The following is a 16514-nucleotide window of genomic DNA, read 5'->3' as shown; positions in this document are numbered from 1 at the left end:
AACTTATCTTCCCAACCACGGTTGTGGATTGACCGCCTGACCCTGGCGGCGAATTTCGAAATAGAGTGAAGGTCGGCCCTGACCACCACTGCTCCCGACGAGGGCTATCGGTTGACCGGCACGAACCTGAGTGCCAACGCTGACCAGCGCACTCTGGTTGTAACCGTAGAGGCTCATGTCCCCTTTCCCGTGCTCAACGACCACCACAAGACCATAACCTTGTAGCCAGTCGGCAAGGATCACGCGTCCATCAGCAACGGCTTTGACTTCGCTGCCTTCAGACGCACCGATAACAATCCCCTTCCAACGTAGCTCACCTTGCAGCTGTTCGCCATATCGGTGGAGAAGTGGACCACGCACTGGCCAGAAGGCCTGGCCGGATGGCGAGCCAAGCCCGCCGGTGCGGGACATCAGTGAACGTTCATTTTCTGTCGGTCTGTAGGTGGAGCCTTTCCGCGAAGCATCCTGCTGTTTTTGGCGCACGGCCTGCGCTTCACGGGCTTCCCGGTCAGCGCGGGCTTTGGCCGCCGCTTCTGCACGGGCGAGACGGTCACGCAGACGAGATTCGTTAGCACGAAGCTCACCCAACTGCTGTTGACCTGCCTGAATAGAGGATTCAAGGCCAGAAAGGGTTTTCTTACGTTCGTTACGCGCCTGTTCAAGCTTTGCCTGTTGGGCTTTCTGCTCATACAGCAGCGTTTGCTGTTGCGTCTGTTTCTCTTCCAGCTCGGCTTTCTGCGTGGCGACCTCTTCGCGGGTCTGTTTCAGTTGCCCGATGGTCTCCTGCCGCGACTGGTTCAGATAGCCGAAATAGGCCTGTAAACGCTGCCCGCGCTGGCTCTCTTCCCCGCTCAGAATCAACTGAATGCCGGTATGCTCACCCTGACGAAAAGCGGCATCCAGCTGAGCGGCAAGATTACGCTCCTGCGCGGCTTTCTGCTTCTCCAGCTTCGCGATGGAGGCATTCATGGCATCAATTTGCTTATTAAGCTGAGCGAGGGAGTTTTCGGTTTCTCGTAGTTCACGGGCGGCCGCAGAAATAGCCACTTCCTGCTGTTTGAGCTGCGCGAGCAGCGCCGTACGTTGCTGCTGCTGCTGGCGCACGGCGCGCTCTTTGGCAGCAATATCTGCCTGAATGGATTTTAACTGATCGCGGTCATCCGCGTGGGCAGGAAGAGCGCACAACAATACGCCAGCGCTTAATGCGCTGGCGTAAATCAGAGGCCGAACTGCACCCCATGTGATTGAATAAATCGCCTTTCCCCTCATGGGGAGCGATTATTCCACGATGAACAGCGGCTTACCAGTCATCTCTTGCGGGATTTCCATGCCCATCAGGGTCAGCATGGTCGGGGCGATGTCGGACAGTTTGCCGCCTTCTATCGCTTTTACCGACTGACCACCAACGTAAATCAGCGGGACCGGCAGGTTGGTATGAGCCGTATGCGCCTGACCCGTCGCCGGGTCGCGCATCTGCTCGGCGTTACCGTGGTCAGCGGTGATAAGCAGCTGGCCGCCAACCGATTCAACGGCTTTCGCCACCTGCTCAACGCAGTGATCCAGGGCTTCAACTGCTTTGATTGCCGCATCCATTACGCCGGTATGGCCCACCATATCGCCGTTCGGGTAGTTACAGATGATGGTGTCATATTTACCACCGGTGATTGCGCCAACCAGTTTCTCAGTCAGTTCGGCAGAGCTCATTTCCGGTTGCAGATCATAGGTCGCCACTTTCGGTGAGTTGATCAGAATGCGGTCTTCACCAGGGAAAGAGGCTTCCACACCGCCGTTGAAGAAGAAAGTCACATGCGCATATTTTTCCGTTTCGGAAATACGCAGCTGCGTTTTGTCATTTTTCGCCATCCATTCGCCGAACGTGTTGGCAAGGGAAGAGGGCGGATAAGCGCAGGCGGCTTTAATATCAGCGGCATATTCGCTGAGCATCACGAACTCGCCCAGTTTAACCACTTTTTTACGGGCAAAGCCGTCGAAGTCTGCGTTGACAAACGCACGGGTAATTTCACGCGCACGGTCAGCACGGAAGTTCATGAAAATCAGAGTGTCGCCATCTTTCATTGCGGCATCGGCCTGACCTTCGGCACGAATCACGGTGGCTTTTACAAATTCATCGTTTTCGTCACGGGCATAGGCGTTTTGCAGACCTTCCACGGCGGTGGCGGTAGTGAATTCGCCTTTTGCCAGCGTCAGCAAATCATAGGCTTGCTCTACACGATCCCAACGGTTGTCACGATCCATTGCGTAGTAACGGCCAATAACAGAAGCCACGCGGCCTTTACCGAGTTCAGCGAACTTATCTTCAAAGCGTTTTAATGAAGATTCAGCGCTACGAGGCGGGGTATCACGACCGTCGAGGAAGGCATGCAGGTAGATATTTTCCGCGCCGCGTTCGGCGGCCAGCTCAACCATCGCCATAATGTGGTCTTCATGGCTATGTACGCCACCTGCAGAGAGCAGACCCATAATGTGCACGGCTTTGCCCGCAGCCACAGCCTTATCTACCGCTCCGCTGAGTACCGGATTGCTGAAGAAAGTACGTTCTTTAATTTCAACATCCAAACGGGTCAGATCCTGATAGACAATGCGGCCTGCACCCAGGTTTACGTGGCCCACTTCAGAGTTACCCATCTGACGGTCCGGCAGACCGACTTCCAGACCGGAAGCATCAATCAGCGTATGCGGGCGAGTGGCCCAGAGCGCATCCATGACCGGGGTTTTAGCACTGAAAATAGCATTATCCTGCTGGTCTTCGCGGTAGCCATAGCCATCCAGAATCACCAGTACCATAGGTTTTTTAGAAAACGACATTGCGGGACCTCATGCTCAAAGACAAAAAAATTTGCGTAATTTTACTACAGCTGAATCGATCAAATAGCCGCAGAAGATCAAAGAAAACGACAGCGCAGGGCAAGGATTAAGCCGTCCTGGGGATTTTTTTTGATAACAGTCCGCAGAAAATGCAATCCGACACGCTCGCTGGCTGTATTTGCTACACCGCGCAGGTATACTCCTTTCCTGGTTTTTAATCACTGATTCGGGAGCTGTTACCCCCCATGCAAGAAATTATGCAGTTTGTTAGTCGCCACCCCGTTCTTTGTCTCGCCTGGATTGCGTTACTCGGGGCCGTGCTGTTCACCACGTTCAAGGGTTTTGCGTCAAAAGTGAAAGTGATCACCCGCGGTGAAGCCACCCGTCTGATTAACAAAGAAGATGCCGTTATTGTGGACCTGCGTCAGCGTGACGATTTCCGCAAAGGACATATCGCCGGTTCAGTGAATTTGCTGCCAAACGATATCAAGGCCAATAATGTAGGTGAGCTTGAGAAACACAAAAGCAAACCGGTTATCGTCGTCGATGGTTCCGGTATGCAGGCTCAGGAGCCAGCAAATGCCCTGATCAAAGCGGGTTTCGAACAGGTGTATGTGCTGAAAGAAGGCGTGGCTGGCTGGAGTGGTGAGAACCTCCCGCTGGTGCGTGGTAAGTAACATTCAGAGGAACAGTCATGGCCAATATTGAGATCTACACCAAAGCAACGTGCCCGTTCTGCCATCGCGCAAAAGCGCTGCTCGGCAGCAAAGGCGTCTCCTTCGAGGAATTGCCGATTGATGGTGACGCGGTAAAACGCGAAGAGATGATTAAACGTAGCGGCCGTACGACGGTACCCCAGATTTTCATCGATGCGCAGCACATTGGCGGCTGTGATGATTTGTATGCGCTGGACGCGCGTGGTGGGCTTGATCCCCTCTTGCGTTAATGCATACGCAAAAAGGCAGGTTGTGCCGGGCGTTAATCGGTGGCAGCCTGAAAAAAGCGTATTTAAGGACAACACTCAAGGGTTTTTAGAATGTCTGAACAAAACAACACGGAAATGACTTTCCAGATTCAACGCATCTACACTAAAGATATCTCTTTCGAAGCACCGAATGCACCACACGTGTTTCAGAAAGACTGGCAGCCGGAAGTAAAACTGGACCTGGACACCGCGTCCACGCAGTTGGCTGAAGGCGTTTATGAAGTGGTACTGCGTGTGACCGTTACCGCTGCACTGGGTGAAGAAAACGCGTTCCTGTGTGAAGTTCAGCAGGGCGGCATCTTCTCCATCGAAGGCATCGATGGTAATCAGATGGCTCACTGCCTGGGTGCGTACTGCCCGAACATTCTGTTCCCGTACGCGCGCGAGTGCATTACCAGCCTGGTCTCTCGCGGTACGTTCCCGCAACTGAACCTTGCGCCGGTCAACTTTGATGCGCTGTTTATGAACTATCTGCAGCAGCAGGCTGGCGAAGGTGCCGAACAACATCAGGATGCCTGATGAACGCACGCAATGCTGAAATGACTGTTATCGGTGCCGGCTCTTACGGCACCGCTCTTGCCATTACCCTGGCAAGAAATGGCCACCCGGTTATTCTGTGGGGCCATGACCCGAAACACATCGCGACTTTGCAGCACGATCGCTGCAATGTCGCCTTCCTGCCTGATGTGCCTTTTCCCGACACGCTTGCGCTGGAAAGCGATCTCGCTTCCGCTCTCGCCGCCAGCCGCAATATTTTAGTAGTGGTACCCAGCCATGTATTTGGCGTCGTGCTGCAACAAATTAAGCCGTTGATGCGCAGTGACGCGCGTATTGTGTGGGCCACGAAAGGACTGGAAGCGGAAACGGGTCGCCTGCTTCAGGATGTCGCGCGCGATGTACTGGGTGATGCTATCCCGCTGGCGGTGATTTCCGGGCCAACCTTCGCTAAAGAGCTGGCCGCCGGGTTACCCACGGCAATTTCCCTTGCCTCTACTGACCCGGTTTTTGCAGACGATCTCCAGCAGCTTCTGCATTGTGGCAAAAGCTTTCGTGTGTACAGCAACCCGGATTTTATCGGCGTACAGCTTGGCGGCGCGGTTAAAAACGTGATTGCCATTGGTGCGGGAATGTCAGACGGCATCGGCTTTGGTGCTAACGCCCGTACCGCGCTTATCACCCGTGGGCTGACGGAAATGTCTCGCCTCGGTGAAGCCCTGGGTGCCGATCCTGCCACCTTTATGGGTATGGCGGGGCTGGGCGATTTAGTGCTGACCTGCACCGACAACCAGTCGCGTAACCGTCGTTTCGGTATGGCGTTGGGCCAGGGCTCCGATGTACAGACCGCTCAGGACCAGATTGGTCAGGTGGTTGAAGGCTACCGCAATACCAAAGAAGTGCGCGCGCTGGCGCACCGGTTTGGCGTCGAAATGCCAATAACTGAGGAAATTTATCAGGTATTGTATTGCGGAAAAAATGCGCGCGAGGCAGCATTAACGCTATTAGGTCGCGCGCGTAAAGACGAGCGCAGCAGTCATTAGCCTCCACGTTATCCTTCACGCTGTCTCTTTATTGGCTTCGGCTGTCACCCCGGTCACTTACTGATGTAAGCGCCTGGGGTTACCCGCCGCGACGCAGCATGAATGATATTGTGTTTAGTCCGCAGTCAGTAAAACTGGCTGAATTTATTACGTCTGGAGTAAGCAATGCCGTGTGAAGAACTGGATCTGGTCTGGAACAATATTAAAGCCGAAGCCCGGGCGCTGGCGGACTGTGAGCCAATGCTGGCCAGTTTTTACCACGCAACCTTACTCAAGCATGAAAATCTGGGCAGCGCGCTGAGCTATATGCTGGCGAATAAGCTGTCGTCACCGATTATGCCTGCCATCGCTATTCGTGAAGTGGTGGAGGAAGCCTATGCGGCAGACCCGGAGATGATAGCCTCCGCCGCCTGCGATATTCAGGCCGTGCGCACCCGTGACCCGGCAGTGGACAAATACTCCACACCGCTGCTCTACCTTAAAGGCTTCCATGCGCTTCAGTCCTACCGTATCGGCCACTGGCTATGGAACGAAGGCCGTCGCGCACTGGCAATTTTCCTGCAAAATCAGGTATCGGTAACCTTTCAGGTGGATATCCATCCGGCGGCGAAAATTGGCCGCGGCATCATGCTCGACCACGCAACGGGTATCGTGGTGGGTGAAACAGCGGTGATTGAAGATGACGTATCGATTCTGCAATCCGTCACGCTCGGCGGTACCGGTAAAACCAGCGGCGACCGTCACCCGAAAATACGTGAAGGCGTAATGATTGGCGCAGGGGCAAAAATCCTCGGCAATATCGAAGTCGGGCGTGGTGCAAAAATTGGCGCAGGCTCCGTGGTATTGCAACCCGTGCCGCCGCACACTACCGCTGCAGGCGTACCGGCCCGCATCGTTGGTAAGCCAGAGTCAGACAAACCCGCGATGGATATGGATCAGCATTTCAATGGCATCAATCACGGGTTCGAATACGGCGACGGGATCTGAGTTCGGGCTATCGCACTTGCCGTTTCGGGCCTGCGCGCAGTCCGTGTTTAACCTGGCTGCGCCGATAAGGCCCGATAGTAACGGTTAGCTTCTGAGTACCGCGCCAGGGTATCCCAACTGGCGCCAGGCTTCATATACCACCACCGACACCGCGTTAGAGAGGTTCATACTGCGGCTGTCCGGCATCATCGGAATACGAATCTTCTGCTCCGGCGGTAGCGCGTCCAGGATAGTGGCGGGCAGTCCACGGGTTTCCGGGCCAAACATGAGAAAATCCCCGTCCTGATAGCTCACGGCGCTGTGCGCGGGCGTGCCTTTGGTGGTAAGAGCAAACAGCCGCTCTGGCTTTTCAGACTCAGCAAAAGTCGCGTAATCATGATGGCGCTTCACGGCGGTGAATTCATGATAATCGAGGCCGGCACGACGCAGGCGCTTATCGTCCCACGTAAAACCCATCGGTTCGATAATGTGCAAACGAAAACCGGTATTCGCGCATAAGCGAATGATATTGCCGGTATTGGGTGGAATTTCTGGTTCGAATAAGACGATGTTAAGCATGCAGCCCCCTTAATAGCGGGGGGAGCATAGCAGAAATTTCCCTGACCCTCACCCCGACCCTCTCCCTCAGGGAGAGGGGGGAAAGACCAGACCGCAGCGTTCCGTTTACCTCACATGTAAAACCGGGCGCGCTTTTCTCCCTCGCCTCTTTGAGAAGAGGGCCGGGTGAGGGGAGGAGTGGGCTGGGGAACGGTTTCAGCTTTTAAAAGAGCGGTTCCGCTTACCCCTGGTGGAACGGTTCCGTTCACCTCATGTGCTAAACCGGGCACGCTTTTCCTCCTCGCCCCTTTGGGAAGAGGGTCGGGGTGAGGGGGCGGTGGATGACTGGCCCTAAGGGTTCCGCTTACCTTCGGTGGAATCGTTCCGTTCACCTCGCATGCAAAACCGGGCACGTCTTTCCCCCTCGCCCCTTTGGGGAGAGGGTCGGGGTGAGGGGGCGGTGGGTGACTGGCCCGAAGGGTTCCGCTTACCCCTGGTGGAACGGTTCCGTTCACCTCACGTGCAAAACCGGGCACGCTTTTCCCCCTCGGCCCTTTGGGGAGAGGGTCGGGGTGAGGGGGCGGTGGGTGACTGGCCCGAAGGGTTCCGCTTACCCCTGGTGGAACGGTTCCGTTCACCTTACGTGCAAAACCGGGCACGCTTTTCCCCCTCGCCCCTTTGGGGAGAGGGCCGGGGTGAGGGGACTGTGGGTGACTGGCCCTAAGGGTTCCGCTTACCTCAGGTGGAATCGTTCCGTTCACCTCATATGCCGCACTCCCATGCAGCACCCTCCCCCGTGAACGTGTTAAGGGCGTTCTCCGCCACGCCCTTAACAATCCCGGCTCCCGGCACGAAAACTGCCGCTTCGCGGTGACCCTCCGCTTATTTCTCCGGGCTTACCGGGACCGGGCGCGATGCAGCGTCCCTGCAACGCGCGCCCTCGCCGCGCCTCCCTGCGCGTCGCCCCGGCCCTGCGAAAACGCGTCGGCAGTTTCCAGCCGGACTCCCCACACCTGACCATTTTCACTGTCTGTAAGTCATTAAAGCGATGCGGTGTCTGTTGAAACGCAGTGGCGTGCAGCGGGGGGGGCGGCCCCGCGAAAACGCGTCGGTACTTTTCAGACGGACCCGCCACACCTGACCCACCGCCCGGTTTTTGGCTTTTAACAGCAAAGACTTTTTATCTGTAGCTCCTGGCGTACAGCGAGGGGGTTGCGGTCCGGCTGAAAATCGGTGAGGCGTTGACGACGGGCCGGGACCGCCCGCAGGGACGCGGGCGGAGGGGATAGCCTGCAGGGATGCAGGCTGGTCCCCGACCCGACAGCACGGCGGCATAAGACGAACGGACCGCGCTGCGGCGATTTTCCTCGCCGGGAGCCCGGGTTGCAAGGGAGGCGGCGGCGAGCCTCCCTTGCACGTTCACGGGTGCGGTGGCTTCAGAGAAAAATGAACTTACGGTGAACGGAACCATTCCACGTAGCCTGCATGGGACTGTTCCACTATCTGTAACAGCCCCCTTTGGCACCCGTGCGGAATTTTCCCCCTCACCCTGCCCCCCGAAGGGGCGAGGAGAGCTCGCTGGGGTGGGCTGGTGTTCTCCCTCTCCCTGTGGGAGAGGGCGGGGTGAGGGCATCAGACCGCAGAGGACTACTGCCCGTAATACGCGTTCGCCCCGTGCTTACGCAGGTAGTGTTTATCCAGTAACTCTGACTGCATGGCGGGCAACTGCGGCACCAACTGGCGAGAGAACAGGCCCATAAAGGCACACTCTTCCAGCACCACTGCGTTGTGTACCGCGTCATGGGCATCTTTCCCCCAGGCAAACGGGCCGTGGGAGTGCACCAGCACCGCAGGCACCTGCATCGGGTTCAGGTCGCGCGCTTCAAAAGTCTTAATGATCACTTCTCCGGTTTCGTACTCATACTCACCGTTGATCTCCTCAGCGGTCATCAACCGCGTGCACGGGATGGTGCCATAGAAGTAATCCGCATGCGTTGTGCCCCAGGCGGGCAAATCCAGACCCGCCTGCGACCAGATAGTGGCGTGACGAGAGTGGGTGTGGACAATACCGCCAATCTCCGGGAAACGGCGATAGAGCGCCAGGTGCGTCGGCGTATCGGAAGAGGGCTTCTTGTTACCCTCCACCACCTTGCCGCTGGCAATATCCACCACCACCATATCCTCGGCTTTCATCACGTTGTACTCCACGCCTGACGGTTTAATCACCATCAGTTTGCGGGTCTCATCGACCGCACTAACGTTACCCCAGGTGAAGGTGACCAGACCGTGAGCGGGCAGCGCCAGGTTTGCCGCCAGTACCTCGGCTTTCAGTTGTTCTAACATGCGAATCCTCCTTCCTGCATACGGGCTTCAATCCAGCGACGGGCCTGGATTATCTCCAGTACCGGCTCTTTGGCTTTTTCGGTCCACATTTCAATCAGAAATGCGCCGCGATAATTAAGATCCTGTAACGTGCTGAAGACGTTGACGAAATCCACGCACCCTTCGCCGAACGGCACATCACGGAACTGGCCGGGACTGGTGTCGGTGACTGGCTGAGTGTCTTTCAGATGGATGGCCGCGATACGGTCGATGCCGAGCGCCAGCTCTGCCGGAACGTCGTTGCCCCAGGCACTGAGGTTACCCACGTCCGGATAGACGGTGAACCACGGCGAGGCGAGCATCTCGTCCCACTTTTTCCACTTGGTGATGGAGTTCATAAACGCGGTGTCCATGATCTCCACCGCCAGCATCACCTGCGCGCCTGCGGCCTGTTCCACCGCCCACGCCAGCCCTTCGGTAAAGCGCTGCTGGGTGCCCGCATCATGCTCTTCGTAATACACGTCATATCCGGCAAGCTGGATGGTGCGAATACCCAAATCCCGCGCCAGCTTGATAGCTTTGGTCATGATGTCTCGCGCACGTTCGCGCACGGCTTCATCGCGGCTGCCGAACGGGAAACGGCGGTGTGCGGAAAGGCACATCGACGGAATCGACACATTGGTCTCCAGCATCGCTTCCACTAACGAGGCGCGCTGGGCGGTGGTCCATTCAAGTCGTGCGAGGCGTTCGTCGGTTTCGTCGACGGACATTTCCACGAAGTCGAATCCGCAGCTTTTAGCCAGAACCAGACGTTCCGGCCAGGAGAGCGCTTTCGGTAACGCTTTTTCATAAATACCTAATGGGTGGTTACGCATGATCAGGCTCCCCAGATGTCGCGAATGCGCGTGTGGAACGCTTCAGCCACCTGCTGCGGATTCGTGGCACCCGACAGGGCGCGTCCGGCAATAAAAGCTTTCACGTTGATCTCTTTAAACAGCGGCAGGTCGGCGGGGGTAATACCGCCGGTGACGGACAGCTCAAGGCCGATATCCGACAGTGCTTTCATCCGGGTCAGGTCCGCGTCACTCCACTGCTGGCCGCTGGCCTGGGCATCACGGCCACGATGATAGATTGCCTGCCGCACACCGGTGCTGTACCAGGCGCGGGCATCGTCAAAGGTCCAGTTACCAAAGAGCTCAATCTGAATTTCACCGCCGCGTGCAGCGGCAACAGCATGGCCTTTTTCAATGGTGGCAAGCGGGGCAGCACAGATAATGGTCATCCAGTTGGCACCCGCACCCAGCGCCTGATGAGCCAGGGTTTCACCCGCGTCGGCCACTTTCCAGTCGGCGACAATGATTTTTTCCGGGCACTGGGCGCGCAGGGCGCGCACAGCATTCAGCCCTTCGCTGAGGCAGAGAATGGTGCCTGCTTCCACAATGTCTACATGGTCCTGTAACAAGGTCACGTCGCGCTGTGCAGCGGCAAGGTCGGTGTGATCGAGCGCCAGCTGCAATAATGGTCGGCTCATAAAGAGTGCTCCTTAATACGGGCCTGATAGCCCTGAAGTGCTTCAATTAAAATCTGGTAGCGGTGATATTTGCGCTGGTAGGCCGCGTGGGCATTTATGTCCGGTGTCAGGGTGTGCATTTCATAATTGAGGGTCTGCTGGGCATCGGTGAAGCTGGCGTAAACACCGGTGCCGACGAGAGCGGCAATGGCCGCGCCAAAGCAGCCGGTCTCCTCCACCTGCGGCAGTTCAACAGGCAGACCGCTAACGTCTGCCAGCATCTGCATCCAGACGCGCGAATGTGCCGGACCGCCGGTGACGCGCAGGGCACGCACATCGGTAAATCGCTCACGCATGCGGCTGAGGTGCGTCATGTGGCTGAACACCACCCCTTCGTAGACCGCCTGTAGCAAGTGTGCGCGGGTATGCAGCGCCTGCATGCCATAAAAGCCGCTGGTCATCTCCAGCCCGGCGTTGCTGCCATACAGGAACGGCAGGAAGAAGACCTCGCTGGTGCCTTTCGGCAGGTCGTCGACAAGCTGATTGATGTCGTCAAAGCTGATGTCGCCCCACTGCGCGGTCAGCCATTCGAGGTTGCCGGAAGAGGTGGGGCTGGCCTCGTGCACGATGTATTGCCCGTCGTTGACGTAGCGACCGTAGACAAAGGGGTGAGGTTCGTTATCACGCAGTCCGTCAGCGATGCCGCTGGTGACCGCCCAGGTTCCCATGACGGCGTTGAGGGTGTGCTCGTCATCCAGTCCGGCGCAGAGCGCGGTAGAAACCACATCAAACAGACCGCCCACGACGGGAGTTCCCGCCGCAAGACCGGTCATGGCGGCTGCCTGAGAGGTGATTTCACCGCTGATTTGGGATGAACCCACAATGGGCGGCAGCGCAGCGTCTGTTTCGCTGATGCCCAGCCACTGTGTCAGGCAGGGATCGTACTGCCCGGTGGTCATATGGTAGAGGTTGGACTCAGAGATGTTGCTCTCTTCGCACCCCTTCACGCCGGTTAGGCACCAGCGCAGATAGTCGTGGCCCATCATCACGCAGCCAATCTGTGCGTAACGCTGCGGCTCATTCTCTTTCACCCAGCGCAGCAGCGAGGCGGGGTGCCCGGTCCATAAGGTCTGACGCGTTAACGGGTAGAGTTTTTGTGGGATGCCGTCCTGCTGCCAGCGTTTGACGATCTCCATCGCCCGGCGGTCAGAAGAGAGGATGGCGGTACCCAAGGGTTTGTCGTTTTTGTCCAGCAAAAACAGTCCCTTGCCTTGAGCAGAAATACCCACGCCTTTAATTTGCTCGCCACGCACGCCGCTGCGTTGCAGAAGCCGGGCAATGGTCGCCGCACAGTGCTGCCACAGTGCCGTCATGTCACGTTCCGCCCAGCCGGGCTGCGGGCTAAGGGTGCGAACGGGCTGGCGTTCAATAGCGAATTCTTTGCCCTGGCTATTGTACAGGCCTGCTTTCAGATAAGTACCGCCACAATCGATACCCAGCCAGAAGGTCTCTTTTTCACTCATCTTTTTTTCCTGGTGTTGCCCTCTCCCATAAAGGAGGGGGCAGGGGTGAAGACATCAGGCCACACCTTGTTTGCCCCCCTCTCCCGGTGGAAGAGGGTCGGGGTGAGAACATCAGGCCACACCTTGTTTGCCCCCTCTCCTGGTGGGAGAGGGTCGGGGTGAGGGCATCAGGCCGCTCGTTTGGTGACATTTACGGCACCCGCAGACGACGCAGCGGCATCACACCTGGACGGCAGCAGCAGCGCCATCAGCGCGGCAATCGCAAGAGAAATCGCCAGGCAGTAAACGCCCGCATCTTTGCTGTAGAGGGTAATCAGCACGCCCACCGCATAAGGACCGCAAAAGCCGCCAAGGTTACCCAGGGCGTTAATCACCCCGCGTGCGCCGCCGGCCATTTCGGCACTGAACAGACGAGCAGGAATGGTCCAGAACACACCCGCAGCGGATTGCAGGAAGAAGCCGCAACCGACCAGTGCGGTATAGGAGAGCCAGACGCTCTCTTTGAGCACCACGGAGAGGAACATGCAGGTCGCAAAGCCAATCAGCGGCAGAGAGACGAACAGCTTGCGTTTTCCTGTGCGGTCAGACAGGGAAGAGAAGAGGAACATCCCGGCAATCGCACCGACATACGGCAGAATAGCGAGCATCCCGACCTGGCCCATACTGGTGTGAGTCAGTTCTTTCAGGATGGTCGGCAGCCACAGGGTGTAGCCATAAATTCCGGTCTGGTAGAAGAAGTTCAGGGCGATGAGCTGCCACATGGTGCGGTCAGAGAGCACGGCGCCGAGCGAGGCATTCACCACGGTTTTACCCGCGATGGCACGCTGTTCGGCGGCGAGGGTTTCTACGAGGTAATTCTTCTCTGCGTCAGAAATCCAGCGGGCCTCCTGCGGACGGTCATAGATGGTCAGCATCCACAACACCAGTACGACGAGGGAGAGCAGGCCTTCGATGATGAACAGCCAGCGCCAGTCGAGAGCGGTGATGATCCAGCCGGACAGCGGGGCGGTGATGATGCCGGCAATCGGCACGAACATGATAACAATCGCGTTCGCACGGCCACGTTCAGCATCCGGGAACCAGTTACTGATCATGGTGAGCACCACGGGTAACATGCCCCCTTCTGCGACACCGAGCAGGAAGCGCAGCGCCAGAAGCTGGTAGTGGTTAGTGACAAGCCCGGTGAGGACGGAGATCACAGCCCAGGCGACGAGCGACCAGCCGATGAATTTTTTACCGCTGCCGTGGACGGCAATTTTGCCGCCCGGCACCTGCAAGAAAAGGTAACCGAGGAAGAAAATACCACCCGCCAGACCTGCCATGGTCGCAGTAATACCTAACTCCTGATCCATACCGCCAGGCATGGCAAAGGCGATATTCACGCGGTCCATATAAGAAATAATGCAGGCGATAAGAATAGGAGGAATAATTCTTAACCAGCGCTGGCGCGGAATATCCGCAGATGTAGTGTAAGAGGAAGTGTTCATATTAATCTCTCGTTAAAAGTAACTGGCCTTGCGATTAAAGTGACGCTTTATATTTATTGTCTGGCTTTGTTTAACGCGTTAATGCCATCGCGTAATATGGCTATGCGATGATTCGCATCAGCATTAGCATCAATTTCCAGCAACTTAATACCGGCAAACTGTAGTTTTGCTGAGTCAGCCACATTAAATAATTCTTTAGCACTTTCTACCGTGAGCAGGCTTTCCGGGCAGAAAGGGGCAAATGGTGTGTGCAGGTCAGTCCATTCGCCGTAGGGGCCGTCGGTAGCGGTGCCGGAGAACATTAGCGCCCCCAGTTTTCCTGCGGCTTTCACTGCCTGAGTGTGGGTCAGTGGCAGGGTGGTGTTACGCCCTTCAATCGCTGAGCGCGCCCAGTTGATGCAGATATCAATGTTGTAACCCGCGAGCGTCTCCAGCACGTTTTCCAGTGGCAGAAAACCCTTGCGTGGCGCAGGTTGGTTCATGGAATCACAATGTTCCAGTACGAGTGAGCATGACCAGTCCCAGCCAGCAATCTCTTTGATGGAACGGGCAAACGCATCGGTCGCCTGCGCCACGTTCGCATTGCCAGCCAGCGGAGCCGCCTGCAGTTCAAGGCTGATAACCTTGCCCGCAAAACGCCTGTTTACCGCGTTGATTTTGTTCAGTAAATGACGATGGAATTCGACGCATGCCCTGCGCTGTTCTTCATCACTGGAGGCCAGACCGAACGCGCCATTGCCGCCGCCACGCCGACGCATGGTCTCCGGGATGGCGGTGACGACCACTTCCCACTCCTGCGGCGTGTGCTGGAACAACCACTCATCGCCATAGGGGTGAAAGTGCTCGTGGCACGGTTGTTCCAGCCCGCGAATATGGGGTGTGTCCGCGAGCAGACGCCAGAATTCCGTCTCTTCTTTTTCGCTCTTTTGGTGAAATGAAGGCGCACAAGGGTATGCGCCGACAATATAACCGGCGTTATTATTTTCCATTATTCACTCCATCGGTAACGGTACAGCAATCGGATTAATTTAGTGCAGAGACTGCCACCTTAACCACTATTTTTCTGATGGCGGTTTGCCGATTTTTATTACATGCCGGGCGGTGCACATCCTGCGGGAAAAATATGGCGTAGCTTCCCGGTATCATTTCTATTAAAGATTCATTTTCACTGTCTTGATAGAAAATAATATCCCGCTGATCCAGTAATTCTTCGCTCACCACATTATTTCCGGTATCAATGGCGACACCAATCTGTTCTTCACCGGAATATAAAAACTGTATATCCAGATAGCGGCGGTGCACTTCCGGGCGCAGTTCATCATGCGGGCGGGTAGTTAAATCGAGGATCTGCGCGTAAATCGTGCGACCTTCGATTTCAACCACGCCAGGCTCCAGTTTGCTGAAGTCTGTGGTGCGCAGAAAATCCAGCGCTTTTTCAATCGCTGCCGGATACCGGCAGGCGTTGGGTTGAGAAATATGACCATAAATCATGATGCTACTCCTTACAGCGCCTTAATTTTTGCCCAGACGCTGTCGTCTACAGTGATCCCGTTGCGACGGTTCTCTTCCAGCAGGCGGGTAAACTCATGACCCGGCAGACGAACAGGTACGTTTTCGTCGGCACGTTCAGCAGTAGTGATGTAATCCATGATGCGCTGCAGCTTGGCATCGCGTGTGGCACCGTCGATCAGTTTGTCCACTTCTATGGCAATAAAGACCTGCGAAATATTAAACTCGTCGCTGTTGTCCTCGGTCACGGCGGCAACGGATGAGCCGTCAGAAAGCAGCGTGGCGATCATATCCAGCACAATAGAGAGGCCGGAACCTTTCCAGTAGCCCATCGGCAGGATGCGGCGGTTTTTCTCAATCGGCGCCGGGTCTTTGGTGAGATTACCTTCGTCGTCAAAGCCACCGTCCACCGGTAACTGGCGGCCTGCCAGACGATTCACTTCCAGCATGCCGTAGGAGAACATCGACATGGACATGTCCACCATGGTGATGGGCGTGGACGGAATGGCGACGATAAGTGGGTTAGTCCCGATACGGCACTCTTTCGCCCCCCAGGGTGGCATCACGGCAATGGAGTTGGTCCAGCAGATACCGATATAGCCTTTTTCCGCCGCCTGCCAGCCGTAGCTACCGCCACGCATCCAGTGGTTGGCGTTACGCACGGCGACCAGGCCAATTCCGTGGTCGGATGCCAGTTCAATGGCGCGATCCATCATTTTTTTGGCAGTCAGGTTGCCGATGGAGCGCTGCGCATCCCACTGTTCGATAGCGCCCAGCGAGGTAATACGTTCAGGCTGCGCATCGGGGATGATGTCGCCATTTTCCAGCTGCTGGATAAAGCGCGGGAAACGGTTTACGCCATGTGAATAGACCCCTGACTCGGTAGTGCGGGCAAACATTTCTGCACAGGCGTCAGCGGTTTTCGCCGCCACGCCCCGTGCCAGCAGGACGCGGGTAAATTCATTTTTAAGATCCGAAAAACTCAACAGCATACGCTCTCTCCCTAACATTATAGTTTTACATAGTGGAATGTCATTCCACTAAATTGTGCGGAGTTGCAAAAACGCGCCGACAGGCGCGGTGCGTTTTTGGGTAATTTTTTTATCCCCTCCTGGAAAACAGGAGGTGCAGTGAGACGGTAAACGCGTTTTCCCTGGTGTCGGACTGAACAATGAAAACGCTTTAAATTTCACTATGCGAAACTTGATTTCAAATATAACGATCAAATTTTCACAATGCAATTGGCGCCTGTATTTTTGAAAGACAATAAAATCAATGAATTACAAAATT

16 protein-coding genes are annotated in these 16514 nt (G+C 56.2%); 5 read left to right on the top strand and 11 right to left on the bottom strand.

All coding sequences use genetic code 11. The features are described 5' to 3' along the window. Positions 1-3: 3 nt before the first annotated feature. Both envC and gpmM read right to left on the bottom strand, forming a co-directional pair. Complete coding sequence (gene envC / locus M1D91_RS22740) at positions 4-1269, bottom strand: murein hydrolase activator EnvC (RefSeq protein ID WP_437433265.1); 1266 nt, start codon at positions 1267-1269, stop codon at positions 4-6. 9 nt (positions 1270-1278) lie between these two features. After that, positions 1279-2826, bottom strand: a complete 1548-nt coding sequence (gene gpmM / locus M1D91_RS22735; protein WP_437433264.1) for a 2,3-bisphosphoglycerate-independent phosphoglycerate mutase — start codon at positions 2824-2826, stop codon at positions 1279-1281. A 245-nt stretch (positions 2827-3071) separates the two neighbouring features. Here gpmM and M1D91_RS22730 point away from each other — a divergent pair, with 245 nt between their 5' ends. From M1D91_RS22730 to cysE, 5 genes are all read left to right on the top strand, one after another. After that, positions 3072-3503: a rhodanese-like domain-containing protein gene (locus M1D91_RS22730; protein WP_437433263.1), complete on the top strand. Its 432-nt coding sequence runs from the start codon at positions 3072-3074 to the stop codon at positions 3501-3503. A 17-nt stretch (positions 3504-3520) separates the two neighbouring features. Beyond that, entirely contained in the window at positions 3521-3772 is a 252-nt protein-coding gene (gene grxC, locus M1D91_RS22725) for a glutaredoxin 3 (RefSeq protein WP_437433262.1), read from the top strand. 90 nt (positions 3773-3862) lie between these two features. Further along, entirely contained in the window at positions 3863-4330 is a 468-nt protein-coding gene (gene secB / locus M1D91_RS22720; protein WP_437433261.1) for a protein-export chaperone SecB, read from the top strand. Continuing rightward, the gene (gene gpsA, locus M1D91_RS22715) at positions 4330-5349 is read left to right on the top strand and encodes an NAD(P)H-dependent glycerol-3-phosphate dehydrogenase (protein ID WP_437433260.1); all 1020 of its coding nucleotides are present in this window, start codon (positions 4330-4332) and stop codon (positions 5347-5349) included. The genes secB and gpsA overlap by 1 nt, the downstream gene beginning before the upstream one ends. A gap of 165 nt (positions 5350-5514) precedes the next feature. Further along, on the top strand, positions 5515-6336 hold the full coding sequence (gene cysE, locus M1D91_RS22710) for a serine O-acetyltransferase (RefSeq protein ID WP_437433259.1): 822 nt from the start codon (positions 5515-5517) through the stop codon (positions 6334-6336). A gap of 84 nt (positions 6337-6420) precedes the next feature. On the opposite strand, the gene trmL is transcribed toward cysE, so the two are convergent. The 9 genes from trmL to yiaK form a co-directional block, all read right to left on the bottom strand. Continuing rightward, entirely contained in the window at positions 6421-6894 is a 474-nt protein-coding gene (gene trmL, locus M1D91_RS22705) for a tRNA (uridine(34)/cytosine(34)/5-carboxymethylaminomethyluridine(34)-2'-O)-methyltransferase TrmL (protein ID WP_437433258.1), read from the bottom strand. Between the two features lie 1626 nt (positions 6895-8520). Then, positions 8521-9216 (bottom strand): L-ribulose-5-phosphate 4-epimerase, encoded by a 696-nt coding sequence (araD, locus tag M1D91_RS22700; RefSeq protein WP_437434112.1) that lies wholly within the window; start codon positions 9214-9216, stop codon positions 8521-8523. Next, positions 9210-10070 carry an L-ribulose-5-phosphate 3-epimerase gene (locus M1D91_RS22695; protein ID WP_437434111.1) on the bottom strand — a complete coding sequence of 287 codons (861 nt, stop codon included), beginning with the start codon at positions 10068-10070 and terminating at the stop codon, positions 9210-9212. Before M1D91_RS22695 ends, araD begins: the two co-directional genes overlap by 7 nt. 2 nt (positions 10071-10072) lie before the next feature. Beyond that, positions 10073-10726, bottom strand: a complete 654-nt coding sequence (gene ulaD, locus M1D91_RS22690; protein ID WP_437434110.1) for a 3-keto-L-gulonate-6-phosphate decarboxylase UlaD — start codon at positions 10724-10726, stop codon at positions 10073-10075. After that, positions 10723-12228 carry an FGGY-family carbohydrate kinase gene (locus M1D91_RS22685; RefSeq protein WP_437434109.1) on the bottom strand — a complete coding sequence of 502 codons (1506 nt, stop codon included), beginning with the start codon at positions 12226-12228 and terminating at the stop codon, positions 10723-10725. The genes ulaD and M1D91_RS22685 overlap by 4 nt, the downstream gene beginning before the upstream one ends. Positions 12229-12395: 167 nt before the next feature. Further along, positions 12396-13715 carry an MFS transporter gene (locus tag M1D91_RS22680; protein ID WP_437434108.1) on the bottom strand — a complete coding sequence of 440 codons (1320 nt, stop codon included), beginning with the start codon at positions 13713-13715 and terminating at the stop codon, positions 12396-12398. Positions 13716-13768: 53 nt separating this feature from the next. After that, complete coding sequence (locus tag M1D91_RS22675) at positions 13769-14704, bottom strand: DUF4862 family protein (protein ID WP_437434107.1); 936 nt, start codon at positions 14702-14704, stop codon at positions 13769-13771. A 34-nt stretch (positions 14705-14738) separates the two neighbouring features. Next, a complete protein-coding gene (locus M1D91_RS22670) occupies positions 14739-15206 on the bottom strand; it encodes a YhcH/YjgK/YiaL family protein (protein ID WP_437434106.1) in 468 nt (155 codons plus the stop codon). An 11-nt stretch (positions 15207-15217) separates the two neighbouring features. Beyond that, complete coding sequence (gene yiaK, locus M1D91_RS22665) at positions 15218-16216, bottom strand: 3-dehydro-L-gulonate 2-dehydrogenase (protein ID WP_437434105.1); 999 nt, start codon at positions 16214-16216, stop codon at positions 15218-15220. Between the last annotated feature and the right edge of the window lie 298 nt (positions 16217-16514).

The sequence above is a fragment of the Enterobacter sp. SA197 genome, from assembly GCF_054131575.1.
Note: the sequence above shows the minus strand (reverse complement) of the source record. Positions and strands in the feature narration are given on the sequence as shown.